This is a genomic window from Leclercia sp. M50, from assembly GCF_037150775.1.
Lineage (GTDB): Bacteria > Pseudomonadota > Gammaproteobacteria > Enterobacterales > Enterobacteriaceae > Enterobacter.
On sequence record NZ_JBBCPK010000070.1, the window covers coordinates 1 to 25,417 of the forward strand.

The window sequence follows — 25,417 nt, forward strand, 5'->3', positions numbered from 1 at the left end:
GGCGGTGGTGGAGCGCATCAGCCACCGGGTGGCGGTGATGTACCTCGGGCAGATTGTCGAGATTGGCCCGCGGCGGGCGGTGTTTGAAAATCCGCAGCACCCTTACACCCGCAAACTGATGGCGGCGGTACCGGTGGCCGATCCGGCTCACCGGCAGGCCCGACGGGTGCTGCTGCAGGACGAGCTGCCGGGCAACATTCGCCAGCGGGGAGAACCCACCGAGCGCGTGGCGTTGCGGGAGGTCAGCCCCGGCCATTTCGTCGCGCCGCCGCGTCAGGACAATGCTTTTTCGCGTTTATAACTTAAGACAGCAGGGAACAACAGGAGAAGAACATGACAAAATTTGTTGCTCGCAGATGGCTGTTAGCCGCGAGCGTAACGGCGGCCCTCGCGGCCACGCCGGCCTTCGCAGCAAAAGATGTGGTCGTGGCGGTGGCCTCCAATTTCACGACCCTCGATCCCTATGATGCCAACGACACGCTCTCCCAGCAGGTGGCGAAGTCGTTTTATCAGGGGCTGTTCGGCCTCGATAAAGAGATGCAGCTGAAAAACGTACTGGCCGAGAGCTACACCGTCTCTGACGACGGGCTGGTCTACACCATCAAGCTGCGCAGCGGGGTGAAGTTTCAGGACGGCACCGACTTCAACGCGGAAGCGGTAAAGGTCAACCTCGATCGCGCCAGCAACCCGGACAACAGCCTCAAGCGCTACAACCTCTATAAAAATATCGCCAGCACCGAAGCCGTCGATCCCACCACGGTAAAAATCACTCTCAAGGAACCGTTCTCCGCCTTTATCAACATTCTGGCGCACCCGGCCACGGCGATGATCTCCCCGGCGGCGCTGAAAAAATATGGCAAAGAGATTGGCTTCCATCCGGTGGGTACCGGGCCGTATGAGCTGGTGACCTGGAACCAGACCGACTTTGTGAAGGTGAAGAAATTTGCCGGTTACTGGCAGCAAGGGCTGCCGAAGCTGGACACCATCACCTGGCGTCCGGTGGTGGATAACAACACCCGGGCGGCGATGCTACAGACCGGCGAAGCGCAGTTTGCCTTCCCGATCCCCTATGAGCAGGCGGCGCTGCTCGGCAAAAACAGCAAGCTGGAGCTGGTCGCCAGCCCGTCCATTATGCAGCGCTACATCAGCATGAACGTGACGCAAAAGCCGTTCGATAACCCGAAAGTGCGCGAGGCGATCAACTACGCCATCAACCGGGAGGCGCTGGTGAAGGTGGCCTTTGCGGGCTATGCCACTCCGGCAACCGGGGTCGTGCCGCCCACCATCGCCTATTCCCAGCAGTACCATCAGTGGGAATACAATCCGACAAAAGCGCGCGCGCTGCTGAAAGAGGCCGGCTACCCGAACGGCTTCAGCACTACCCTGTGGTCGTCGCACAATCACAGCACCGCCCAGAAGGTGCTGCAATTTACCCAGCAGCAGCTGGCGCAGGTGGGCATTAAGGTACAGGTGACGGCGATGGATGCCGGACAGCGTGCCGCCGAAGTGGAAGGCAAAGGACAGAAAGAGAGCGGGGTGAGGATGTTCTACACCGGCTGGTCGGCCTCTACCGGCGAAGCCGACTGGGCGCTGTCGCCGCTGTTCGCCTCGCAAAACTGGCCGCCAACGCTGTTCAATACCGCGTTTTACAGCAATCCGCAGGTGGATAAAGATCTGACGGATGCCCTGCAAACCACCCAGCCGGAAGAGAAAGCGAAACTGTATAAGGACGCGCAGGATACCATCTGGAAGGAGTCGCCGTGGGTGCCGTTAGTGGTCGAGAAACTGGTTTCGGCGCATAACAAGGCGCTGACCGGGTTCTACATCATGCCGGATACCGGCTTTAGCTTTGACGACGCGGATCTGAAATAGAGCACTCATTCCCGCAGGCATGCGCCTGCGGGATGAGAGGAATGTGCATGCTGAATTATGTGATTAAACGCCTGCTTGGCCTGATCCCGACGCTGCTGATTGTCGCGGTGCTGGTCTTTTTATTTGTGCATCTGCTGCCAGGCGATCCGGCGCGGCTGATTGCCGGCCCGGAAGCGGATGCCACGGTCATTGAGCTGGTGCGTAAGCAACTGGGGCTGGATCAGCCGCTCTACCGGCAGTTCTGGCACTACATCACCAACGTCCTGCAGGGGGATTTTGGTACCTCGATGGTCTCCCGTCGGCCCGTTTCCGCGGAGATCGCCAGCCGCTTTATGCCCACCTTCTGGCTGACCCTCGCCAGCATGGCCTGGGCGGTGCTGTTTGGCCTGATGGCCGGGATTGTGGCAGCCGTGTGGCGTAACCGCTGGCCGGACCGGCTGGGTATGGCGCTGGCGGTGACCGGCCTCTCCCCCCCCGCCCTTGCGATGGGGATGCTGCTGATGCAGATCTTTTCCGTGGAGCTGGGCTGGCTGCCCACCGTGGGTGCGGACAGCTGGCGGCACTACATCCTGCCTTCGCTGACGCTGGGCGCGGCGGTGGCGGCAGTGATGGCCCGCTTCACCCGCGCCTCGTTCGTGGATGTGCTGAATGAAGACTATATGCGCACCGCCCGGGCGAAGGGGGTGAGCGAGAGATGGGTGATCCTCAAGCACGGCCTGCGCAACGCGATGATCCCGGTGGTCACGATGATGGGGCTACAGTTCGGTTTTCTGCTCGGCGGCTCCATCGTGGTGGAAAAGGTCTTCAACTGGCCGGGGCTTGGGCGCCTGTTGGTCGATTCTGTCGACATGCGCGACTACCCGGTGATCCAGGCGGAAGTGCTGCTCTTTTCGCTGGAGTTTATTCTTATCAACTTAGTGGTGGATGTCCTGTATGCCGCCATTAATCCGGCTATCAGGTATAAGTAAGATGCGACTGTTAAACTGGCGCCGGCAGGCCATGTTAAAGGCGATGCCGGGGCTCAAACCGGATCAGATCCGCACCCCGTGGCATGAATTCTGGCGACGTTTTCGCAAGCAGCCGGTGGCGATCGCCGCCGGGCTGTTCGTGCTGATGCTGATCCTGGTGGCGATACTGGCACCGTGGATCGTCCCGTTCGATGCGGAAAACTATTTCGATTACGACCGTCTGAACGAGGGGCCATCAATGATGCACTGGTTCGGCGTGGACTCGCTGGGGCGTGATATCTTCAGCCGGGTGCTGATGGGGGCGCAGATTTCGCTGGCGGCGGGGGTGTTTGCAGTGCTGATTGGCGCGGCCATCGGTACGGTGCTGGGCCTGCTGGCAGGTTATTATGAAGGCTGGTGGGACCGGATTATCATGCGCATCTGCGACGTGCTCTTTGCCTTCCCCGGCATTCTGCTGGCGATTGCGGTGGTGGCGGTGATGGGCAACGGCATGGCTAACGTAATTATCGCCGTGGCGATCTTCTCGATTCCGGCCTTCGCCCGTCTGGTGCGCGGCAATACGCTGGTGCTGAAACAGCAGACCTTTATCGAGTCGGCGCGCAGTATCGGCGCCAGCGACACCACGATTCTGTTTAATCACATCCTGCCGGGCACCGTCTCCTCCATCGTGGTCTATTTCACCATGCGTATTGGGGTGTCAATTATCTCTGCCGCCAGCCTGTCGTTCCTCGGCTTAGGCGCCCAGCCGCCCACCCCGGAGTGGGGAGCGATGCTTAACGAGGCGCGGGCCGATATGGTGATTGCTCCGCACGTGGCACTGTTCCCAAGCATGGCGATCTTCCTCACCGTACTGGCGTTTAATCTGTTGGGTGATGGACTGCGGGACGCGCTGGACCCGCGCATAAAGGGGTGACGCTGTGCGGGCATTGTTGCCGGGTGGCGCTGCGCTTACCCGGCCTACAAACGGCATTTAACCCGTAGGCCCGTGCAAGCGCAGCGCCGCCGGGCAAGGGCAGGAATTACTTGTCGACGCCGAAGCCTTGCTTAATCAGGGCTGGCAGTACGTCCGGGAAGTAAATGTGCTGGTAATAACCGCTCACGCTTTCACTCCAGGTTTCGCCGTCGGTACGGTTAATCGCCTGCCAGTGTTCGGTCATCTGCTGGTTGTAGCGGGTGATTTTCGCTTCCAGCCCGTCGGTGACATAGGCTTCGTCGTGGCGGAAGGTCTCCAGCGGCAGACGCGGTTTGTGATGGGATGGCACATCGACATGACCAATCACCACGCCCGCGACCGGGAAGGTGTGTTCCGGTAGCTCAAGCAGTTCAATCAGCTCTTGCGGCTTCAGACGGATCCCGCCAATCGGCACAATCCCCAGCCCTTCAGAACGGGCCGCCGCCATCACCGAGCCCAGGGCAATGCCCACGTCGGTCGCGCCTGCCACCAGGCTCTCGATACTCTGGTGCGCCACCTGCTCGTTACCCGCCAGCTTCATGCCAACCTCGGTTTTGTACATATCCAGCACAAAGGTGATAAACACCGGGGCTTTGGCAATCCACGGCTGGCCGCCGGCGATCTGTGAAATTTGCGCCCGCTTTTCGGCATCGCGCGTGACAATAACCGACACCTGCTGGGAATGGACGGAGGTAGGAGCACGGTAAGCAGTGCTGATAATGCGTTCGAGCGTGGTGTCATCGATGGCTTGATCGGTAAAGCTGCGCTCGCTTTTATGGTCGTTAAACAGGTCAATAATGGTGTTCATGCGTTCTCCCGTGTGAAGCGCAAAAGCTTAACAGCCTGAAACCGTTTTGCATTTAACACTCTTTGCGGTACACGCAGGTGAAAAGCCCGGCCAGCGGCCGGGTTAGGGGTTAGCGCAGTGCAGCAACCAGCGCTTTGGCCGCCTCTTCGGAGCTTGCCGGGTTCTGCCCGGTGATCAGTTTGCCATCTTCGACAATATACGAGCCCCAGTTCGGGCCTTTCTGGTAATGCGCACCCAGCGCGCTCAACTCATCTTCCACCAGGAAAGGCACCACGTCGGTCAGTTCCACGTCGGCCTCTTCACCGTTGGTAAAACCAGTTACCTTGCGGCCCTTGACCAGCGGCTCGCCAGAGGCGGTTTTCACATGGCGCAGCACGCCCGGGGCGTGACAGACGAAGCCGGTCGGTTTACCCGCGCGGGTAAAGGCTTCAATCAGCGCGATAGAGGTTTGGGATTCCGCCAGATCCCACAGCGGGCCGTGTCCACCCGGATAGAAGACAGTGTCGAAATCCTCCTGGCGCACGCTGTCGAGTTTGACCGTGTTGGCGAGTGCCTGCTGCGCGGCCGGATCGGCTTTAAAGCGATCGGTCATCCCGGTCTGGAAATCGGGCTGATCGCTTTTGGGATCTAAAGGAGGCTGGCCACCCTGGGGAGACGCCAGCACCACATCGGCGCCCGCGTCTTTGAAGACATAATACGGGGCGGCAAACTCCTCCAGCCAGAAGCCGGTTTTCTTGCCGGTATTGCCCAGTTCACTGTGAGAGGTGAGAACCATTAATACTTTCATTGTTTTCTCCGGTGATGTGGATAGCTATAAAGGTAGCCTGGTTCAGCGAAGCCATCCCCGGAGGGAGGGCAGTTTCAGAATGATTACGGCAACTTCCGGGCAATCCTTGTTATCATCGGGAGATATCAGACACATCAAGGATCACATCAATGATTAAGGTGCGTGAAGCGAAAGCGGAAGATTACGCAGCATGGTTAACGCTGTGGCAAGGCTATCTCGATTTTTACGGCACCGGGCTGGATGAGGCGGTGACGCTGGCGACCTGGCGCCGGGTATTATCCCCGGATTCGGGGCTATTTTGCCGACTGGCAGAAACGGAACAGGGTGTGGTGGGCTTTGCCATCTGCGTGCTGCATGAAGGCACCTGGGTAACCCAGCCGATGTGTTATCTGGAAGATCTGTTTGTGGATGACGCGGCGCGCGGCAAAGGGGCGGGCAGGGCGCTGATCGAAGCCATTATTGCTGAGGCCCGGAATAAGGGGTGGTCGAAGGTCTACTGGGTGACCCGGGAGGGCAATCCGGCCCGGGCGCTCTATGACAAGCTGGCCACGGTGGATGATTACGTTCGCTACCGGATTACGATCTAACTCGGTGCATAGTCAGCCCCTCTCTTTAGAGAGAGGGCTGGAATGAGAGGAAATCCCTTAGCCTAATTTGACGTATTCAGCCTTCTTTGTTGGACCCACGAGATCCCTCTCTTTTTCACGCTGGCCTACTTGTGCAAGTTTGTTGCCGTCAATCGTTGCCCAGAAGTCTGCGGCGCGTTGGGCCGCAGCCATCGCTTTGGTGGAATCAATTTTTTTGTTTTGCTTGATCATAACCTCTCCCGGTTAGTTTTTGACCATTGCATCTGAGTTTACAGCGGTCGTCTTTGCCTGACAAACAGTCCATTTTTATGTCAGGTCATACTCATCACTTTACGTCGAATCATTGCCTGAATATCTGCTACTGAAGAAGACATTTTATTGGGTGCGTAAAAAACTTGTGAGAACCCATATGCTCGATATCGTGGTTTTATCTCCTCCAATGGATTTTCTATGACCACATCCTCAAGTTCCATCATGCTGCAAAATATTGTCGAATAGACCAGTGCAATGATAAAGACGTTGCCTGTAAGTGCGGAGTGTTCATCAGTTATCAGATTTTCCAGCATACAAATGGCGAACTCTTCCCGGCGAGCATCATATTTGCAAATTATCGCTGCATGCAGGGCGCCGGGATCGTTAGCCTTCGTACTTTTTAGGCTGATATCTAAAATGCCGTCATCGTTGGCGCTTCCATGATAATGCTCCATCCCCCATCGCCAGTTGAGAACAGCGTTATCGCTCTCTTTATGAAGATAATTTTTGTCTGTTTGACTTAACGCGCTGACTACAATGCTGCCCCAACCGAAACCCTGTATGATTTTTTGGGTAGTGTTAAGGCACTGCTCGTGTATTTCCTGGAGCGATAAATTGCGCATTTCATCAGCCTTCCTTAGCTGTCATCTTCTCACGTTGTCGTGAGGGAAAACGGTCATAACCCGATTCGGTTTAATGTTATTGGCGTACAAACACCCTACGCCGCAAACAGGCACGGTTAAAGCAGGGAAATAGCGCAGAATTCAATCCTGCGAGGCGCCTTCAGAAAAGATGTAAATCTACCCGGCCTGGGCATTGTTCCCCCCGCTGGCATTCTGTGCACTCCTCCACAAAAGCGCACATAACCCGCCGTCGCGTTCCCTCCGTCCGCGCGTTTGCGGGCATCATATCCCCATGACACTCCAGTTGTGGGATAAGCCATGCGTAATGAAATCCTGAGCTTTTTGGCCAACCAGACCGATTTTTTTGACCCGCAAAACCTGAGTGAGGTCTTTACCGCCAGCTATCTGGCAGAGCGGTTTGATCTCAAACGCAACACCGCCAGCCACTATCTGAACCAGCTGGTAGCGCAGGGCGAGCTGGTTAAAATCAATACCCGGCCGGTCTACTTCCTGCACAAGAAAGCCTTCAGCCAGCAGTTCTCCCCTCTGTCAGGTAACGAATACGACAGCATTGCGCAGCTGCTTAACGACGGCACCAGCGAACAGGCGCCCCCGGATCACTTTTCGCTGCTGATCGGTCATGATGGCAGCCTGAAGAAAGCCATTGCCCAGCTGAAAACGGCGCTCTTTTACCCCGATGGTGGTCTGCCGCTGCTGATCACCGGGGAGAGCGGCACTGGCAAAAGCTATATGGCGAACCTGATGCATGCCTACGCCATCTCGCAGGGGTTACTGGCGGATGATGCACCCTTTGTCAGCTTCAACTGCGCCCAGTACGCCAGCAACCCGGAGCTGCTGGCGGCAAACCTGTTTGGCTATGTGAAAGGGGCTTTTACCGGCGCGCAGACCGACAGGCAGGGGGCCTTTGAGGCCGCCGACGGCGGAATGCTGTTTCTCGACGAAGTGCATCGCCTGAATGCCGAAGGCCAGGAGAAACTCTTTACCTGGCTCGACCGCAAGGAGATCTACCGGGTGGGGGAAACCGCCCAGGGTCGTCCCATCACCACCCGGCTGGTCTTTGCCACCACCGAGGATCTGCACAGCACCTTCTTAACCACCTTCCTGCGGCGTATTCCCATTCTGGTCACGCTGCCCGACCTTAACGCGCGTTCCCGCCAGGAAAAAGAGGCGTTGATCCTTCAGTTCTTCTGGCGGGAAGCGAAGAAGCTGGATGTTCCCCTGACCCTTACCCCCCGACTGCGCCAGGTGCTTCTCCACGTCCTTTATCGCGGTAACGTGGGCGAGCTGAAAAACGTGGTTAAGTATGCAGTCGCCGCGGCATGGGCCAGGCAGCGGGGGCAGGAGACAATTAGCGTTACCCTTCAGGATCTGCCGGAGAAGGTGCTGGCTGCCATCCCGACGCTGAGCGATGCGCCCGTGGTGGAAGAGCCGCTGACGATAGCGCCGCAGACCAACCTGCTGTGGCTGCTCCGCGCCCACGACCGGACCCAGGGGTTGATCCATGACACCCAGTGTCAGGTGCTGGCCCTGTACGAAGAGGTGATCGCCGGTCGGGCAGACTGGGAGGATGTGCACCGGCGGATGGGGGAGGAGATCGAAACCCTGTTCGACAGGCTGGTGTTCCATCATCGCGAGACTACCGCCTCGCCACTGTTGCAGCTCACCACCCAGCAGGTGCGGGAGGCGTTTTACCGCCTGGAGCAGCAGTTTAACGTGCAGTTTAACGGCAATGGGATCTACGCCCTGAGCCACTATCTTGTGCATCGCGCCCATGGGGGTCTCTCGGCCCTGAGCCAGGAGCGTGTCCGTCTGCTGGATGATTTCCTGGCGCAAAAGTATCCCCAGCTGTACCGTTTTTGCCAGGCGATGATCGCCGCCCTGACGCAAAAACTCGATATCGACGCCCAGCGCATCGATGCCCTGCTGCTGGTGCTGTGGCTGCATAAAGCCGGGGCGGTGAGTCAATCCCAGGTGACGCGGGCGGTGATCCTGGCCCACGGCTACGCCACCGCCAGCAGTATTGCTAACGTGGCGAACCGCTTACTGAAACAGACCGTTTTTGAATCCTTCGACATGCCTCTCGACGTCACGCCGGAGGCGATTGCCCAGCAGGTCATGCACTACATCGAAAGTAACGCCGTGACGTCCGGGCTGATGATCCTGGTGGATATGGGGTCGCTTAATGCTATCCATAGCCACTTTCAGCGTCGCCTCTCGACCCCGGTGGCGATTGTGAATAACGTCTCCACCAGCATGGCGCTCTATGTCGGAGAGCGGATCCTGCAAGGGCACCACATTGAAGCGATTGCTCAGGAGGTTGGCGCGGATTTACCGGTGGAGCACCAGATCTTCTGGCCGCAGGCCAGTAAACCCCGGGTGATCCTCACCACCTGCATCACCGGAATCGGCGCGGCGGCCAATCTCTGTCATCTGCTGAAGGCCAGCATCCCGGAGGCGCTGGGGATAGAGGTGATCGCCTGCGATTACGAGATGCTCAGCGACCCCCAGGAGCGGACGGTGGCCTTCAACCGCTACGACATACTGGCGATTGTCGGCACCTTCGATCCACAGGTGCCCGCTGTGCCGTGGATCTCGCTGGATTCGCTGATTGCCGGGGAGGGGACGCGTCCGCTGATGCGCATCTTTGGTGACATTGCCACCCAGGAGCAGGTGGACGAGATTAACAATCTGCTGCTGAAGAACTTCTCCCTGCGGCGGGTGATTGAGTCGGTCACCATTCTGGATACCACCAAAGTGATTAACCAGGTGGAGCAGTTTGTCTTTCGCTATGAGCATCTGGCTGGCTACCAGGTACCAAACGAACGCAAGGTGGCGCTCTATGTGCACATTAGCTGTCTGATCGAGCGGCTCATCCGCAACGCGTCACCTTCCACCTATGCCGGACAACAGTGTCCTGAAAGCGAGCTGGCGCTGCTGCGCCAGGCCTTTAGTGTCATTGAGAGCAGTTATAGTGTCAAAATCCCCGTCGTCGAGCTCTGTTATATCCACAATATTCTGACCCTGGATACGGAATTTATTCAGGCAGATCAAGAGTTTTAAACCCTCCCATCCTTCTCTCCTCCCACGCGCCACTTTTTCTGGCACGTGGGTTGCACTCTCTGTTTAGCACATCGCTGCACAGTGGAATGAGCTTTCGAGGACAGGATGAAACGACATTACATTTTTGCCAGTCACGGCACCTTTGCCCGCGGGTTACTCGATTCGGTTGAGCTGATCCTCGGCAAGCAGCAGGACATCCATACGCTCTGCGCCTACGTCGACGAGAACCGCGATTTAACCGAGCAGGTAGACACCTTACTCGCCAGCCTGCCCGAAGAGGATGAGGTGATTGCGATCACCGATATTTTTGCCGGTAGCGTCAACAACGAATTTATCCGCTTTTTGCACCGGCCAAATTTTCATTTGATCGCAGGCCTCAATCTCCCGTTGGTGATCGGCTTGCTGATTTCAGCGGATGAGCAGGATAGCGAGAAATTAATTCACGAAGCGTTATTCAGTTCCAGAGAGAGTATTCAGTATTGCAACCAGTCTATTGCCAGTGCGCTGCAGGCGGATAAAGACTTCTGATCGAGAGGAAGAATAATGATTACGTTATTACGCGTTGACCACCGATTATTACACGGACAGGTCGCCTTTTCCTGGACCCAGTATGTCGGGGCGGATTGCATATTAATTGCCAACGACAGTGTGCCCAATGATGAATTACGTAAAACGACCATCAAGCTGGCAAAACCGCCCGCGGTGAAGCTGGTGATTAAAAATATCAACGACTCCATTGAAGCCATTAAAAGCGGCGTAACCGATAAATATCATCTTTTTATCGTTGTGGAGTCCGTAGACGATGCCTGGCGTTTAGCTTCGGCGGTGGACGGTATTAAAAGCATTAATCTTGGCGGCGTTAAAGCGAAAGAGGGGGCGCGCAATATCTCTAAGGCCATTAATTTGCTGCCGGACGAAATAGAAAAACTTACTCAACTGGTCGGCAACGGTATTGAAGTCGAAATACGCCAGGTGCCGAACGATCGCAAGCAGTTATTAGCGGAAACGCTGTAATTCATGAGGACTCACTATGGTAGAGGCACTTTTACTCGGACTGGTGGCGTTTATCGCCCAGTCTGAATATGCCCTCGGCACCTCGCTGCTCTCCCGGCCCATTGTCACCGGCCTGTTAACCGGGCTGGTGCTGGGCGATGTGCAGACGGGGGTGGTGATGGGCGCGACGCTCGAGCTGGCGTTTATCGGCTCGTTTTCGGTGGGGGCGTCGATCCCGCCGGACGTGGTCACCGGCGGGGTGCTCGGCGTGGCATTCGCCATCACCTCCGGGGCGGGAACGGAAACGGCGCTGCTGCTCGGCCTGCCAATCGCCACCCTGACGCTGGTGCTGAAAAACGTCTATCTCGGCATGTTTATCCCCATGCTCAGCCAGAAGGCCGACAGCTATGCCGAACAGGCGGATACCGGCGGTATTGAGCGGATGCACCTTATCGCCGGGTTTGGTCTGTCGCTAATGCTGGCGGCGGTGGTGACGGTGTCATTCCTGGTAGGCAGCAGCGCGGTGAAATCATTGCTGGATGCCATCCCGGAATTTATTAAGCACGGGTTAAGCGTGGCGACGGGGATCATTCCGGCGCTGGGCTTTGCCATGCTCGCCCGGCTGTTGATCAACAAAAAAGTGGCCCCGTTCTTCTTCCTCGGCTTTGCCCTGATGGCGTACCTGAAAATACCCGTCACCGGTATTGCCATTCTCGGTGCCATTGTGGCGGTGGTGATGGTCAATATGACCGCCCCTAACGCTCCCCGTACAACGACCGATCAAGGAGTCGCTGATGACGACGAAGATTTCTGAAGAGACCCTGCCCGAGACGCAGGATGAGAACGCGATTAACGCCCGCGATCTGCGCCGGGTGTTCTGGCGGTCGTTCCAGATGGAGTTTTCCTGGAACTATGAGCGGCAGATGAACCTTGCCTTCGTCTATGCCCTGATCCCGGTGCTGAAAAAGCTCTATCCGCAAAAGGCCGCGCTGGCGGCGGCACTAAAACGCCACCTGGTGTTCTTCAACACCACGCCGCATATCGTCACGCTGCTGCTGGGCATCACCACGGCGATGGAGGAGAAAAACAGCCAGCAAAACGAGATGGACGGCACGGCAATCGACAACGTGAAGGCGTCGCTGATGGGGCCGCTGGCCGGGCTGGGGGACTCCTTCTTCTGGGGGACGCTGCGCCTGATCGCCACCGGGATCGGCACCAGCCTGGCGTTGCAGGGCAACATCCTGGGGCCAATCCTGTTCCTGCTGGTGTTTAACGTGCCGCACATTCTGGTGCGCTGGCTTTTTACCCGCTGGGGATACGTGCTGGGCACCGGGGTGCTCCATCGGGTGCAGAAGAGCGGGATGATGGAGAGCCTTACCTACGGGGCGTCGATTATCGGGCTGATGGTGGTGGGGGCGATGGCCGCCTCGATGATCAACATCACTATCCCCATCTCCTTCGGCGCGGGAGAGGCAAAGACCGAGGTCCAGGGGATCATCGACAACATCATGCCCTGCCTGCTGCCGCTTATCAGCTTCGGCATTGTCTACTGGCTGCTGGGGCGCAAGGTAAAACCGCTCACCATCATCGGCGGTATGGCGCTGGTGGGCATTCTGGGTTCGTGGATCGGTCTGTTTTAAGCGGAGAAAACGATGCAACCAACAATGATGACCTATATCGAGGAGCAGCCTGCGGCGCTGGAGAATATTCTCCGGCACTATCCGGCTCATCTCGAATCGCTGGAGGCCTTTGCCCGTCAGCACCCGGTACGCCGTCTGCTGGTGCTGGCGACCGGATCGTCGCTCAATGCGGCGATGTGCGCGCGCTACTTCTTTGAACACCGCTTCGGCCTGCTGGTGGAAATCAAGGAGCCGTACAACTTTGTGCATTATGAAGCCATCGACCCGCACACCGACATTGTGCTGGTGGTCTCCCAGAGCGGAAAAAGCGCCTCGACGCTGGCGGCGATGGAAAAAGTGCAGACCGCCGGGCTGCCGGTGTTCGCCCTGACGTCAGACCCGGATAGCCCGATAGGCCGCCGCTGCGATCGTGTGCTGGATATCCATACCGGGATCGAGAAGGTGGGGTTTGTGACCCGCGGCTTTAGCGCCACGGTGCTCAATCTGCTGCTGGTTGCGCTCACCCTTGCCCAGGCGCAACAGCAGATTGATGAACGGGAAGCACAGGACTACCTGAAGGCGCTGCACCAGCTTGCAACGGCGATCCCCGACACCATCGCCCGCACGGAGGCGTTTTTCGCGCACCATCAGCACATTCTTCGGGAGGGCACACGTTTTGTTGCCATCGGCGAAGGGGCCCTGACCGGGGTGGCGAAGGAGTTCGAAACCAAGTTCACCGAAACGGTGCGGGTGCCTTCCGGCGGATTTGAGCTGGAAGCCTACATGCATGGCCCCTATCTGGAGGCCAACGCAGAGCATGTGATGTTCTTTATTGAGGATGCACCAAACCCACGCCTGCGGGCGCTCAGGGACTATATGGCCCCGGCGGTTAAACAGACGTTTCTGGTGACGCTGACGGGCGAGGAGCAGGAGAATACCCTGACGCTGAACTGCGGCCTGCCGCATCTGCTCTCGCCGCTGCTGTTGATTGTCCCCATGCAAATTCTGGCCTGGCGTACCGCCTGCGCCAAAGGCATCGATCTCTCGGTGCGTATCTTCGATGACTTCGATCGGGTTTTAAAAAGCAAAATATAGCAGGAGAACAACTATGTTAGGTTTTAATCAGGACGAGTACCTGACCAGTGCTCGTGAGATTGTTGCTGCGCGTAAACAGGCGGAACAGGGCGCCGACGATATTTATCAGCAGGGCTTCAGCACGCTATTTTTCGCCTCGGTAGGGGGATCGCTGGCACCGATGATGGCCATTAACGCCTTCGCCCGGGAATTAACCGAAATGCCGGTTTACCTTGAGCAGGCGGCGGAATTAATTCATGCCGGACATAAACGCTTAAATAAAGATTCCGTGGTGATTACGCTGTCGAAATCGGGGGATACCAAAGAGTCGGTGGCGATTGCCGAATGGTGCAAGGCGCAGGGGATCCGCGTGGTGGCGATCACCAAAAACAGCGACTCACCGCTGGCGAATGCCGCCACCTGGCATATTCCGATGCGGCACAAGAACGGCGTGGAATATGAATATATGCTGCTCTACTGGGTATTTTTCCGCTTACTGCATCGTAACGGGGAATTCGTGGATTACGACCGCTTTGCCAGCCAGCTGGAGCTGTTACCTGAGAATCTCCTTAATGCCAAAAAGCAATTTGATCCGCAGGCGGATGCCATCGCGCAAAAATACCATACCGCCGATTATATGATGTGGATTGGCGGCGCGGAGATGTGGGGCGAAGTCTATCTCTTCTCGATGTGCATTCTGGAGGAGATGCAGTGGAAGCGCACCAAATCGGTTTCGTCTGCGGAGTTTTTCCACGGCACGCTGGAGCTGCTGGAGAAAGAGGTGCCGCTGTTCCTGGTGAAGGGCGAGGGCAAATGCCGGGCGCTGGACGACCGCGTCGAGCGTTTCGCGGCGAAAATTACCGATAATCTGGTGGTGTTTGATCCGCGTGATTACACCCTGGCGGGCATTGACGATGCGTTCCGCTGGCTGCTGGCGCCGTGCGTCATCTCAACCCTGCTGGTGGACCGTCTTGCCGCCCACTTCGAGCATTACACCGGCCACAGTCTGGATATCCGCCGTTATTACCGGCAGTTTGAGTATTAATCACAATAAAAAAGGGGACGTGACGTCCCCTTAATCTATGTAGCTGTGTGATTAAACCCGGCTGCCCCACAGGTCATATTCGTCAGCATTTTCAACCTTCACGCGCACGATATCGCCCGGTTTCACCTTCGTTTCACCGTTCAGGTAGACCGCACCGTCGATTTCCGGGGCGTCGGCCATGCTGCGGCCAATGGCGCCTTCTTCATCCACTTCGTCGATGATCACCAGAATTTCGCGGCCCACTTTCTCCTGCAGACGTTCAGCAGAGATCTGCTGTTGCAGCTGCATGAAGCGGTTCCAGCGCTCTTCTTTGATCTCTTCCGGCACCTGATCCGCCAGTTCGTTGGCGGTCGCGCCTTCAACCGGGCTGTACTTGAAGCAACCCACGCGATCCAGACGCGCTTCTTTCAGGAAGTCGAGCAGCATCTGGAAGTCTTCTTCGGTTTCACCCGGGAAGCCGACGATAAAGGTGGAGCGCAGGGTCAGATCCGGACAGATTTCACGCCACTGCTTGATGCGCGCCAGCTGGCGGTCAACGGAGCCGGGACGCTTCATCAGCTTCAGGATGCGCGGGCTGGCGTGCTGCAGCGGGATATCCAGATACGGCAGGATTTTGCCTTCCGCCATCAGCGGGATCACGTCGTCCACGTGCGGGTAAGGGTAGACGTAGTGCAGACGCGTCCAGATGCCGAGCTTAGAGAGCTGTTCGCACAGGCCGACCATGCTGGTTTTCACCGGCTCGCCGTTGTGGAAGCCGGCACGGTGCTTCACGTCCACGCCGTAGGCGGAGGTATCCTGAGAGATCACCAGCAGCTCTTTTACGCCCGCATCGGCCAGACGTTTGGCTTCGGCCAGCACTTCGCCAATCGGACGGCTCACCAGATCGCCACGCATCGACGGGATAATGCAGAAGGTGCAGCGATGGTTGCAGCCTTCGGAAATTTTTAAGTACGCGTAGTGACGCGGGGTGAGCTTCACGCCCTGCTCTGGCACCAGGCTCAGGAACGGGTTGTGCTTTGGTTTTGGCACGTAGTGGTGCACATGTTCCAGCACCTGCTCGTAGCTGTGCGGACCGGTGATTTCCAGCACCTTAGGGTGGACTTCGCGGATCTGATCGACTTTGGCACCCAGGCAACCGGTGACAATCACCTTGCCGTTTTCGGTGAGTGCTTCACCGATGGCTTCCAGAGACTCCTGTACGGCGCTGTCGATAAAGCCGCAGGTGTTAACGATCACCATATCGGCGTTGTCGTAGCTTGGTACCACGTCATAGCCTTCGGTGCGAAGCTCGGTCAGGATACGTTCGGAATCCACCAGGTTTTTCGGGCAGCCCAGAGAGACGAAGCCGATTTTCGGCTGGTGCGTAACATTGCTCATAGATTAAAAAGTAGTCAGTTATGGAGTTATCAGGGCAGGGATTGTACAGATTTCCGCGGCGAATTTATAGCGATCTATGCAGCGGCAGACGCAGGTAGCCTGATATTGCGCACCGGAAGAAGAATAAGGATTTAAGCGCCTGCGGGTCCGCCTGTTTTTGGCGATATCCATCCGGGACAATTTAACATTGTAAATGTCAGTCATCCGCCGTGGATTATTGACCTGACGCATTAAACTGCGCAAAAAATAGACATAATCTAAGAGTGTACTAAGGCTGACAAGGGGGGAAAAAAGCATGTCCGTTGACAGACTAAAACGCGATCTTCTTAACAAGATGATCAACGCCCGAATCGATCTCGCGGCCTATCTGCAGTTAAGGAAAGCGAAGGGGTATATGTCAGTCAGCGAAAGCGACCATCTGCGTGACAATTTCTTTGAACTTTGTACTTACATGCGTGAAAAAGCGCCTGAACTGAGGGCGCACTGCAATGCTGAGGAGCAGGCGATGCTCTATCGTGCCGCCGGTTCGCTCACCACCGCAGGCGTCTGTATGATGACCGGCAACCATGATTGCCCGACGTTCATCGCCGTCAACGCAGAGAAGCTGGAAAGCTGTCTGAACGATCTCACTCTCTGCATCCAGTATCTGAAATCGCATACACCGCTGATTCGGAGCTGACCCCGGGGGAGGCAACTCCCCCAACTGCTTAAGCTTTTGTAAAAGTGATAATGCCCCTGCGCTGAGTGGCTACCTTTAAGTCATACCTTGTAAAGGAGTGCATTATGCGTCGATCCTCGCTTATTTCCCTGCCATTGTTACTGATCTCTGCCTCGCTGTTTGCCGCGTCAGCCGACGTGAAGGTTTCGGTACTGCAAAATAAACTCGATCATCCGTGGGCGCTGGCGTTCCTGCCGGAAGATCAGGGGATGTTGATCACCCTGAAAGGCGGGCAGCTTAAGCGCTGGCAGGCGGGCAAAGGACTCTCCGATCCCATCGTCGGCGTGCCAAAGGTCTGGGCTAACGGCCAGGGCGGGTTGCTTGACGTGGCGCTGGCCCCTGATTTTGCCACGTCGCGTCGGGTCTGGCTGAGCTATGCCGAAGCGGGGGATGACGGTAAAGCGGGCACCGCGGTAGGGTATGGCCGTCTCAGCGACGACAATACCCGGCTGGAGGGCTTCAAGGTAATCTTCCGCCAGCAGCCAAAACTCTCCACCGGCAATCACTTTGGTGGCCGGCTGGTGTTCGACGGGAAAGGCTATCTCTATATCGCCCTGGGGGAGAATAATCAGCGGCCCACCGCCCAGGATCTGGACAAGCTGCAGGGCAAAGTGGTGCGCCTCACCGACCAGGGTGCCGTACCGGACGATAATCCGTTCGTAAACCGCCAGGGCGCACGACCCGAGATCTGGTCTTACGGCATTCGTAACCCGCAGGGGTTAGCGATGAACCCGTGGAGCGATACGCTGTGGCTTAATGAGCACGGCCCACGCGGCGGCGATGAAATCAACATTCCGGAAAAGGGCAAAAACTACGGCTGGCCGCTGGCGACGCACGGCATCAACTACAGCGGATTGCCGATACCGGAAGCGAAGGGTGAACAGGTGGAGGGCACCGAGCCGCCGCTGTTTGTCTGGAAGCAGTCCCCGGCCCTCAGCGGCATGGCCTTCTACAACAGCGATGTTTTCCCGCAGTGGAAGAACAAACTCTTTATCGGCGCGCTGAAAGACAAAGATGTGATTGTGCTGAACGTTAACGGCAATCGCGTGACGGAAGAGGGGCGTATTCTGGGGGATCGCAATCAGCGGGTGCGCGATGTGCGGGTCGGGCCGGATGGCTATTTATACGTGCTGACCGATGAGTCGGACGGGCAGCTGTTGAAGGTCAGCCCGTCCGGGACATAGCTTAGCTGACCGGAATCATCACCACGTTGCGGTATGCCGGTCGCTCGCTCAGGTTGGTCAGCCAGCGCGCCAGATTGGGGCGCGGCGTCCACTCAAGATCAACGTTGGTGAGGTTCCAGACAAACGGTGCGACGGCGATATCCCCCACGCTAAACGCATCGCCCGACAGCCACGGTTGTGTCGCAAGAGCCTCATCCAGCATGGCGAACAGGGATTCGCAGCTCTCTTTTGCTGCGTTAATCGCCGCATAGTTACGTTCGGCTTCCGGGGTTCTCACCAGCCCCATCAGGATCACCCGGTGGGCGGGCGAGAGCGTCTGGTTAGCCCAGTCCATCCACTTCTCACCCACGGCACGCTTCGCAGGGGCATCGATCCACAGCCTGTTCTGCCCGTACTGCGCCGCAAGGTAGCGCACGATGGCGTTGGACTCCCACAGCGTCAGATCGGTTTCGTCATCGCGCAGCAGCGGTACCAGGCCATTGGGATTCATCGCCAGATACTCCGCCTCTTTATTTACCCCGTACTGCATTCCCGCCATGATCTGGTTGAAGGGTAAATCGAGCTCTTCCAGCGTCCAGAGCACCTTTTTGACGTTCGTTGAATTGTTCCGGCCCCACAAAGTAATCATAATAACCCCTTATAATTAAAGCCGATATCAGGATGAGATCCGTGTGTAGGGCTTCCATGTTGGGATAAACCTGACAAATACGCAACAGAGGCGAAAAAAATCGATGGGGTCAAAGCGTATCGGATTGTAATTGCGTAAACTTTAAAAAAGTTTACCAGGTTTTAGTTTTTTTAAAGCCATTAGTACGTTATTAATCAACGTTTCTTGCGACACGGCGGTATGACGTGATTTTTGGAATGGACATTCGGGTGGCAACATGATGCGAAAAACTTCTTATTTACGTGGTCTGGTAGCAGGTAGTGCGCTGCTGGTCCTTTTTGCACCTTCGCTGTACGCAGCGGAACAGGCGGCGCCAGAGGCACCGCCGGTTGATGCGCGCGCCTGGATACTGATGGACTACGCCAGCGGTAAAGTGCTGGCCGAGGGCAACGCAGACGAGAAACTTGATCCTGCAAGCCTGACCAAAATCATGACCAGCTACGTGGTAGGGCAGGCGCTGAAAGCGGGAAAAATCAAGCTCACCGACATGGTGACCATCGGTAAAGATGCCTGGGCGACCGGTAACCCGGCGCTGCGCGGCTCCTCGGTCATGTTCCTGAAGCCTGGCGATCAGGTGGCGGTTTCTGACCTGAACAAAGGGGTAATCATTCAGTCAGGAAATGATGCCTGTATCGCGCTGGCCGATTATGTGGCCGGCAGTCAGGATTCTTTTATTGGTTTGATGAATGGTTATGCCCAGCGACTGGGCCTCACCAACACCACCTTTAAAACCGTTCACGGTCTGGATGCGCCGGGCCAGTTCAGTACCGCCCGCGATATGGCCCTGCTCGGTAAGGCACTGATTCATGACGTGCCGGAAGAGTATGCGATCCACAAAGAGAAAGAGTTTACTTTCAACAAAATCCGCCAGCCGAACCGTAACCGCCTCCTCTGGAGCAGCAACCTTAACGTTGACGGGATGAAAACCGGAACCACGGCGGGGGCTGGCTACAACCTCGTGGCGTCGGCGACCCAGGGCGATATGCGTCTGATCTCAGTGGTGCTGGGCACCAAAACCGACCGCATCCGCTTTAACGAGTCGGAAAAACTGCTGACCTGGGGCTTCCGCTTCTTCGAAACTGTTACCCCTATCAAGCCGGATGCGACGTTTGTCAGCCAGCGCGTCTGGTTTGGCGACAAGAGCGAGGTTAAACTCGGCGCCGGGGAGAGCGGTTCCGTGACCATTCCGCGCGGCCAGCTGAAAAACCTGAAGGCCAGCTACACCCTCACCGACAAACAGCTCACTGCGCCGCTGAAGAAAGGCCAAGTGGTCGGCACCATCGACTTCCAGCTGAACGGCAAATCCATCGAACAGCGTCCGCTGATTGTGATGGAGGCGGTGGAAGAGGGGGGCTTCTTTGGCCGGATGTGGGATTTCGTCATGATGAAATTCCACGAATGGTTTGGGGGTTGGTTTAAGTAAATAAAACAGCGCCGGGTAGCGGCTTCGCCTTACCCGGCCTACGAACAGCCCAAACGCCTGAATCGTAGGCCCGTGCAAGCGCAGCGCCGCCAGGCATTAAACCCCACTCAATACATCAGCTTTATCTGCTGCGCCTTAGCATAAGCAACCAATTCCTCATCCGGACGGCAGTCGCTCACGATGGCATCAAAACAGGTCAGTTCGCCCATTCTCGCCGGGCGCACTTTGCCTATCTTGCTGTGATCCACCACCAGCACATGGTACTGAGCCATGCTCATCGCCCACTGTTTTACCGGCAGTTCATCCAGATTAAAGCAGGTTGCGCCCTGACGGACATGCACACCCGCCGCGGAGTAAAAGGCGATATCCGGGCAGAGATTATTAAGCGTGTCCTGCAGATTGAGCGGTTTGAAAATGGCATTGCTGGCGTGGAACTCGCCGCCGCAGAGGATCACCCGGCAACCCGGTTTTTCCTGCAGGGCGAGGAACGTATTCAGGGAGTAGCAGACGCCGGTAAAGGGCAGGTCGTTATCAATGGCTTCGATGATCCAGGGGGTAGTGGTACCGCAATCGAAAAAGAGCGTTTGATGCGGCTGCACCAGCGAGGCGGCCAGACGCGCGGCTTTGCGCTTCTCTTCCACCAGACGGGTCTTTTGATCGCTCAGCAGATAGTGGCTGGCGCTGCGGGGTTCGAGGACGATATAGCCGCCAAGCAGCACTACGGGGCCGCTTTCACTGTTGAGATCCCGTCGAATGGTCATCTCAGAGACACCCAGCAGCGCGGCGGCTTCTTTCAGATGCAATTTATCGCTGCGCTTAAGCGCATTAATCAGTTGAGCCAGCCGTTCGTCACGTCGTGTTTCCATAGGTCCTCGGAGCCAAAAATGAACCCCCGTTACGCCGGGGGCTCAAGTTTAACTCGCTAAACCCGACTTAGTCACGTATCCAGCCTTTACGGATAGGCAGGGCAAAGCAGAAGCGGTGAAGCTGCGAAAGACGTTGATAGATAACGTCACCGCACAGATTCCAGAGGATCTGCGCGCTCAGGCAGCCCAGCAAGCCGACCATCAGCCCGCCCAGCATATCCATCGGCCAGTGCACGCCAAGATAGACGCGGGACCAGGCGACAGCGCAGGCTACCATCATTAAGACGATGCCCGACCAGACGCGGTGCCAGAACAGGAACGCCAGCGCAAAGGTGAAAATGACGGTGCCGTGATCGCTCGGGAAGGAGTCGTCTGCGGCGTGAGGCAGGAAGTTATAGCCGACACGATCGACAAACGGGCGGTCATGAGGGAAGAGATGCCCCAGCAGCCACGACGCTGCCAGGCTGATCACCAGCGCCATGGCAATTTTAATCACCAGCTGGCGCTGGGCACCCACCTGTTTGCGCGGTCCCCATAGCCAGAGGATCGCAATCAGCGCCGGCACGATGCTGATCAGGTCTTTCGCCACAAAGGTGGCGAGATTAATGCTCCACTCCGCTGAAGCAGGGGTGGCATTAATCAGATGAAACAGTCCGTAGTTCAGATCTTCTAACATATCCTCGTTACTCTTTTGCAAACCAGGCGGACACCAGGCCATAGGCCACCACCTGAGAAAACCACACCCACCAGCCTGCCCACAGGTTATGGGAGAAGAAATGTGCACCGCGCATCACCTGGCCATAGCCCATCCCCAGCCCGAGCACGATACCCGCAGCGACCATTCCCCAGGCCAGGCGCGGACGTTCACGCCAGAAGGCGAAGAACAGCCCCATCACCATAAAGCCGCTTGAGGCGTGCCCGCCCGGAAAACAGCGCCCGGGGCCGCTGCCGGCAGGGGCGGCGTCAAACAGGGGATAGGACAGCGCTTTGCCGCCGTACTCCACCAGGTCCCAGGGGCAGCTGTGATGGCTGGTGGCTTTCAGTATGCCCACCACCGCCGTGCCAAGCCCCATCAGCAACGCCCCGGTCACCCACTGAGCGTTGCGTCGCCAGATACCGTACAGCAGCATCCCGGCGGCCAGAGTGATGGTCAGGTATTTCGCCAGTCGATGATTGAGCAGATCGAGCAGCGCGTTCTGCTGCAGCGGAAAGCGTTGGCTCGCCGCATCAAACCAGTAGCCGGTCAGCACCCTGTCGAGGGTTTCATCCCGCGAAAGCCAGGTAAAAACCGCGGCCAGCACCAGCAGCACAATGAACTGGTTAACATAAAAACGTACCGGCAAAGGGTAAAGAGGTTTTGTCTTAGAACTCTTTAACTTAGACAATTCTGAAGCGGAGGAAATCTGTGTCATAATTAAGGTCAATGACTGGAAAAGCCTAAGCATACGGATGCCAACTTAAGGAAACCTTAAACGACGGCGATTTGTGCGTTATTTCTGAACTGCTGAGTGAATCTGCTATCGCTGGCGCGGCCATTTCATTACACTCTGCGCGATTTTTTATCGGATATTGAGACTCCATGTTAAACCTTTCTTCTTCTGGCACTCGCCTGGGGCGTCAGGCGTTGTTGTTCCCCCTGTGCCTGGTGCTTTACGAATTCTCCACCTATATCGGTAACGATATGATCCAGCCCGGCATGCTCGCCGTGGTGGCGCAGTACAACGCCGGGATCGAGTGGGTGCCAACCTCCATGACCGCTTACCTGGCGGGGGGGATGTTTTTACAGTGGCTGCTCGGCCCGCTGTCGGACCGTATTGGCCGTCGTCCGGTGATGCTCACCGGGGTGGCGTGGTTTATCGTCACCTGTCTGGCGACCCTGCTGGCGCAAACCATCGAGCAGTTTATGGTGCTGCGTTTTTTACAGGGGGTCAGCCTGTGCTTTATCGGCGCGGTCGGGTACGCCGCCATCCAGGAGTCGTTTGAGGAGGCGGTGTGCATCAAAATCACCGCCCTGATGGCTAACGTGGCGCTGATTGCGCCGCTGCTGGGCCCCCTGGTAGGGGCGGCGTGGGTGCACGTCGCGCCATGGGAGGGGATGTTTGTGCTGTTTGCCGTGTTGGCCGCCATCTCGTTTTATGGTCTGCACCGGGCGATGCCCGAAACGGCTACCCGCATCGGCGAAAAGCTCTCACTGCAGGAGCTGGGGCGCGACTATAAAGAGGTGCTGAAAAACGGTCGCTTTGTGGCCGGGGCGCTGGCGATTGGCTTTGTCTGCCTGCCGCTGCTGGCGTGGATCGCCCAGTCGCCGGTGATCATCATCAGCGGCGAAAACCTCAGCAGCTACGAATATGGCCTGCTGCAGGTGCCGATTTTTGGTGCGCTGATTGTGGGTAATATCGTGCTGGCCCGTTTGACCTCGCGCCGTACCGTGCGCTCGCTGATTATTATGGGCGGCTGGCCGATCGTGATTGGGCTGGTGGTGGCCGCGGTGGCGACGGTCGTCTCATCGCACGCTTACCTGTGGATGACCGCCGGACTCAGCATCTACGCGTTTGGTATTGGGCTGGCAAACGCCGGCCTGGTGCGCCTGACGCTGTTTGCCAGCGAGGTGAGCAAAGGGACGGTGTCGGCGGCGATGGGCATGTTACAGATGCTGATCTTTACCGTGGGCATTGAGGTGAGCAAACACGCCTTCAGCAGCGGCGGCAACGGGCTGTTCAGCCTGTTTAATCTGGTAAACGGCCTGCTGTGGCTGGCGCTGATGTTTGTCTTCCTGAAAGACAAGCGGGTAGGCAGTTCGTTACAACCGGATTAAGCGGGCATGGTGCCCGCATTTTGCCGGGTGGCGGCTTAGCCTTACCCGGCCTACAAGACCTGCGAACCCGTAGGCCTGCGCAAGCGAAGCGCCGCCGGGCATAGGCACTGTGCTCGCATTTTTGCCGGGTGGCGCTGCGCTTACCCGGCCTACAAAATCGTAGGCCCGTGCAAGCGAAGCGCCGCCGGGCGGGGCCTTAATTGAACGGCGCTTCCCGCTTCAACACGCGGTCAATCACCTCCAGCACCCCTTCGTCGTTATTATTCGGTGCTTCATAGCGGGCAACCGCCTTGATGTGATCCCGGGCGTTTGCCATCGCAAAACTAAACCCGGCCTGGCTCAGCATCTCCATGTCATTACCGCTGTCGCCAAAGGCGACCACTTCGCTGTCATCAATGCCCCACAGCTCCTGAAGCAGACGCAGGCCGTTGGCCTTGTGGATCCCCGGCAGGATAAGGTCGATATTGCCGTAGCCGGTGGTCACCGGCACCATAATATCGCTCAGTTTGTCGTGGATCATCTCCTGGATACGCGGGATCGCCTCATCCGGCAGATTCAGCCCGAATTTAAAGAAGATATCGTTAAAGTTGTCGAAGTTATCTACCTTTTCCAGGCGGTGATAATACTTCGCGGCAACGTCGTGGAACGCTTCGCCATAATGCTTGAGGGTATAGGCGCTGCCTTTCCCGCAGGCGATCACTTCCACTTCCGGGATGGAACAGAGAAACTCTGCGACGGTGGCGAACTGCGCCTGGGTCAGCTCGCCGTTATAAATATCCTCTCCGGCATTCACCACCCAGCCGCCGTTTTCAGCGACGAAGGCGATCTCATCGGCTATCTCCGGGAAAAAGGAGATCAGCTGGTAGTACTGGTTACCGCTGGCGACCACAAACCGTATGCCACGCTCCTTCATTTGCGCATACTGGCGCAGAAAGCGCGCGCGATTGTACTCCTTCGCATCGTTCAGGAAGGTGCCATCCATATCAACCGCAATCATCTTAACGCTCATTATCCATTCTCCATGACAGATTCACTCTGCGACGCCGGTTTAGCGACCGCCCGGGCGACCAGGGCGGCAATGATCACTAAGCCCAGTACCACCATCATTGCGCTGCGTAAGCCATAGTGCTCCCCGAGGAAGCCCAGCAGCGGCGGGCCCACCAGGAAGGCGAGATAGCCGGTGGTGGCGACCACGCTGACACGCCCTGGCGCATCCGGGCCGGTATCGCTGGCTGCCGAGATGGTGAGCGGGAAGCCGAGCGAAGCGCCAAGTCCCCACAGGATCACCGACACGCCGGCCACCCAGTCGACATCAACAAAAATAATCAATGCAATACCCAGCCCGCCCAGCAGGGCGCTGGCGCGGACCACCGTCACGCGGCTGTAGCGGTCGATAAACCAGCCGCCGGTAAAGCGACCGACGGTCATACCGAGCGTAAACCCGGCGTAAATCAGCGAGCCGGAGGTGGGGCTGAACCCGTGGCCGTCCACCATCAGCAGCGGTAGCCAGTCGTTTGCAGAGCCTTCGGCAAAGGCCATCGCCAGGACCACCACGCCAATCAGCATCAGCTGCATATCGCGATAAAACGGCACGCCTTTCTCACCCTTTTTGCTCTCACCGGCCTGGTTCTTGCCGTTGCCATCCGGGATGGCGGTGATCCCCAGCAGTACCGGGGCGATACAGACCAGCGCCGCCAGCAAAGTAT

Annotated in this window: 27 protein-coding genes; 16 read left to right on the forward strand and 11 right to left on the reverse strand. The window is 57.3% G+C overall.

All coding sequences use genetic code 11. The features are described 5' to 3' along the window. From WFM46_RS16650 to gsiD, 4 genes are all read left to right on the forward strand, one after another. Positions 1–301: oligopeptide/dipeptide ABC transporter ATP-binding protein (locus tag WFM46_RS16650; RefSeq protein WP_336998057.1), on the forward strand; the 301-nt coding region annotated here is incomplete at its 5' end. A 32-nt stretch (positions 302–333) separates the two neighbouring features. After that, complete coding sequence (gene gsiB / locus WFM46_RS16655) at positions 334–1,872, forward strand: glutathione ABC transporter substrate-binding protein GsiB (protein WP_336998058.1); 1,539 nt, start codon at positions 334–336, stop codon at positions 1,870–1,872. 47 nt (positions 1,873–1,919) lie between these two features. Beyond that, on the forward strand, positions 1,920–2,840 hold the full coding sequence (gene gsiC / locus WFM46_RS16660) for a glutathione ABC transporter permease GsiC (protein ID WP_336998059.1): 921 nt from the start codon (positions 1,920–1,922) through the stop codon (positions 2,838–2,840). 1 nt (position 2,841) lies between these two features. After that, on the forward strand, positions 2,842–3,753 hold the full coding sequence (gene gsiD / locus WFM46_RS16665; RefSeq protein WP_103178818.1) for a glutathione ABC transporter permease GsiD: 912 nt from the start codon (positions 2,842–2,844) through the stop codon (positions 3,751–3,753). A 106-nt stretch (positions 3,754–3,859) separates the two neighbouring features. Here gsiD and WFM46_RS16670 read toward each other — a convergent pair whose 3' ends face one another. Further along, entirely contained in the window at positions 3,860–4,600 is a 741-nt protein-coding gene (locus tag WFM46_RS16670) for a nitroreductase family protein (protein WP_159339243.1), read from the reverse strand. Positions 4,601–4,709: 109 nt separating this feature from the next. Beyond that, positions 4,710–5,387, reverse strand: a complete 678-nt coding sequence (locus WFM46_RS16675; protein WP_336998060.1) for a type 1 glutamine amidotransferase domain-containing protein — start codon at positions 5,385–5,387, stop codon at positions 4,710–4,712. 149 nt (positions 5,388–5,536) lie between these two features. Between WFM46_RS16675 and WFM46_RS16680 the strand changes: the two genes are divergently transcribed. Next, complete coding sequence (locus WFM46_RS16680; RefSeq protein ID WP_336998061.1) at positions 5,537–5,974, forward strand: GNAT family N-acetyltransferase; 438 nt, start codon at positions 5,537–5,539, stop codon at positions 5,972–5,974. Positions 5,975–6,031: 57 nt separating this feature from the next. Here the strand turns inward: WFM46_RS16680 and WFM46_RS16685 are convergent, their stop codons facing one another. Together WFM46_RS16685 and WFM46_RS16690 are read right to left on the reverse strand one after the other, a co-directional pair. After that, the gene (locus tag WFM46_RS16685) at positions 6,032–6,205 is read right to left on the reverse strand and encodes a hypothetical protein (RefSeq protein WP_168192009.1); all 174 of its coding nucleotides are present in this window, start codon (positions 6,203–6,205) and stop codon (positions 6,032–6,034) included. Between the two features lie 80 nt (positions 6,206–6,285). Then, positions 6,286–6,849 carry a hypothetical protein gene (locus WFM46_RS16690; RefSeq protein WP_159339241.1) on the reverse strand — a complete coding sequence of 188 codons (564 nt, stop codon included), beginning with the start codon at positions 6,847–6,849 and terminating at the stop codon, positions 6,286–6,288. 318 nt (positions 6,850–7,167) lie between these two features. Here WFM46_RS16690 and WFM46_RS16695 point away from each other — a divergent pair, with 318 nt between their 5' ends. From WFM46_RS16695 to WFM46_RS16725, 7 genes are all read left to right on the forward strand, one after another. Then, positions 7,168–9,930, forward strand: coding sequence for a sigma 54-interacting transcriptional regulator (locus WFM46_RS16695; RefSeq protein WP_336998062.1), 2,763 nt, complete (start codon positions 7,168–7,170; stop codon positions 9,928–9,930). A 105-nt stretch (positions 9,931–10,035) separates the two neighbouring features. Further along, on the forward strand, positions 10,036–10,458 hold the full coding sequence (locus WFM46_RS16700) for a PTS sugar transporter subunit IIA (RefSeq protein WP_103178824.1): 423 nt from the start codon (positions 10,036–10,038) through the stop codon (positions 10,456–10,458). A gap of 15 nt (positions 10,459–10,473) precedes the next feature. Continuing rightward, positions 10,474–10,944, forward strand: coding sequence for a PTS sugar transporter subunit IIB (locus tag WFM46_RS16705; RefSeq protein ID WP_114387589.1), 471 nt, complete (start codon positions 10,474–10,476; stop codon positions 10,942–10,944). A 16-nt stretch (positions 10,945–10,960) separates the two neighbouring features. Then, complete coding sequence (locus WFM46_RS16710; protein ID WP_156654160.1) at positions 10,961–11,737, forward strand: PTS mannose/fructose/sorbose/N-acetylgalactosamine transporter subunit IIC; 777 nt, start codon at positions 10,961–10,963, stop codon at positions 11,735–11,737. Then, the gene (locus WFM46_RS16715; RefSeq protein WP_114387587.1) at positions 11,718–12,563 is read left to right on the forward strand and encodes a PTS system mannose/fructose/sorbose family transporter subunit IID; all 846 of its coding nucleotides are present in this window, start codon (positions 11,718–11,720) and stop codon (positions 12,561–12,563) included. The genes WFM46_RS16710 and WFM46_RS16715 overlap by 20 nt, the downstream gene beginning before the upstream one ends. 12 nt (positions 12,564–12,575) lie before the next feature. Next, positions 12,576–13,637 carry an SIS domain-containing protein gene (locus WFM46_RS16720; protein WP_336998063.1) on the forward strand — a complete coding sequence of 354 codons (1,062 nt, stop codon included), beginning with the start codon at positions 12,576–12,578 and terminating at the stop codon, positions 13,635–13,637. A gap of 13 nt (positions 13,638–13,650) precedes the next feature. Continuing rightward, positions 13,651–14,661, forward strand: a complete 1,011-nt coding sequence (locus WFM46_RS16725; protein WP_336998064.1) for an SIS domain-containing protein — start codon at positions 13,651–13,653, stop codon at positions 14,659–14,661. A 51-nt stretch (positions 14,662–14,712) separates the two neighbouring features. Here WFM46_RS16725 and rimO read toward each other — a convergent pair whose 3' ends face one another. Next, a complete protein-coding gene (rimO, locus tag WFM46_RS16730; RefSeq protein WP_301563679.1) occupies positions 14,713–16,038 on the reverse strand; it encodes a 30S ribosomal protein S12 methylthiotransferase RimO in 1,326 nt (441 codons plus the stop codon). Between the two features lie 295 nt (positions 16,039–16,333). Between rimO and bssR the strand changes: the two genes are divergently transcribed. Both bssR and WFM46_RS16740 read left to right on the forward strand, forming a co-directional pair. Continuing rightward, on the forward strand, positions 16,334–16,717 hold the full coding sequence (gene bssR, locus WFM46_RS16735; RefSeq protein ID WP_103178831.1) for a biofilm formation regulator BssR: 384 nt from the start codon (positions 16,334–16,336) through the stop codon (positions 16,715–16,717). 104 nt (positions 16,718–16,821) lie between these two features. Then, positions 16,822–17,940 carry a PQQ-dependent sugar dehydrogenase gene (locus WFM46_RS16740; RefSeq protein WP_336998065.1) on the forward strand — a complete coding sequence of 373 codons (1,119 nt, stop codon included), beginning with the start codon at positions 16,822–16,824 and terminating at the stop codon, positions 17,938–17,940. Position 17,941: 1 nt separating this feature from the next. Here WFM46_RS16740 and WFM46_RS16745 read toward each other — a convergent pair whose 3' ends face one another. Then, positions 17,942–18,568, reverse strand: a complete 627-nt coding sequence (locus tag WFM46_RS16745; RefSeq protein WP_336998066.1) for a glutathione S-transferase family protein — start codon at positions 18,566–18,568, stop codon at positions 17,942–17,944. Positions 18,569–18,824: 256 nt separating this feature from the next. Here WFM46_RS16745 and dacC point away from each other — a divergent pair, with 256 nt between their 5' ends. Further along, complete coding sequence (gene dacC, locus WFM46_RS16750; RefSeq protein ID WP_103178834.1) at positions 18,825–20,030, forward strand: serine-type D-Ala-D-Ala carboxypeptidase; 1,206 nt, start codon at positions 18,825–18,827, stop codon at positions 20,028–20,030. 107 nt (positions 20,031–20,137) lie between these two features. On the opposite strand, the gene deoR is transcribed toward dacC, so the two are convergent. The 3 genes from deoR to WFM46_RS16765 all read right to left on the reverse strand — a co-directional run bounded on the left by deoR (position 20,138) and on the right by WFM46_RS16765 (position 22,308). Then, positions 20,138–20,896, reverse strand: coding sequence for a DNA-binding transcriptional repressor DeoR (gene deoR / locus WFM46_RS16755; RefSeq protein ID WP_103823460.1), 759 nt, complete (start codon positions 20,894–20,896; stop codon positions 20,138–20,140). 67 nt (positions 20,897–20,963) lie between these two features. Beyond that, the gene (ybjG, locus tag WFM46_RS16760) at positions 20,964–21,572 is read right to left on the reverse strand and encodes an undecaprenyl-diphosphate phosphatase (protein ID WP_156654169.1); all 609 of its coding nucleotides are present in this window, start codon (positions 21,570–21,572) and stop codon (positions 20,964–20,966) included. A 7-nt stretch (positions 21,573–21,579) separates the two neighbouring features. Beyond that, complete coding sequence (locus WFM46_RS16765) at positions 21,580–22,308, reverse strand: phosphatase PAP2 family protein (protein ID WP_336998067.1); 729 nt, start codon at positions 22,306–22,308, stop codon at positions 21,580–21,582. Positions 22,309–22,475: 167 nt separating this feature from the next. Here WFM46_RS16765 and WFM46_RS16770 point away from each other — a divergent pair, with 167 nt between their 5' ends. After that, complete coding sequence (locus WFM46_RS16770; protein WP_336998068.1) at positions 22,476–23,711, forward strand: MFS transporter; 1,236 nt, start codon at positions 22,476–22,478, stop codon at positions 23,709–23,711. A gap of 196 nt (positions 23,712–23,907) precedes the next feature. Here WFM46_RS16770 and WFM46_RS16775 read toward each other — a convergent pair whose 3' ends face one another. Both WFM46_RS16775 and WFM46_RS16780 read right to left on the reverse strand, forming a co-directional pair. After that, the gene (locus tag WFM46_RS16775; protein WP_336998069.1) at positions 23,908–24,720 is read right to left on the reverse strand and encodes a Cof-type HAD-IIB family hydrolase; all 813 of its coding nucleotides are present in this window, start codon (positions 24,718–24,720) and stop codon (positions 23,908–23,910) included. After that, on the reverse strand, positions 24,720–25,417 hold a 698-nt coding region (locus tag WFM46_RS16780), incomplete at its 5' end, for an MFS transporter (RefSeq protein ID WP_336998070.1). The genes WFM46_RS16780 and WFM46_RS16775, both read right to left, overlap by 1 nt.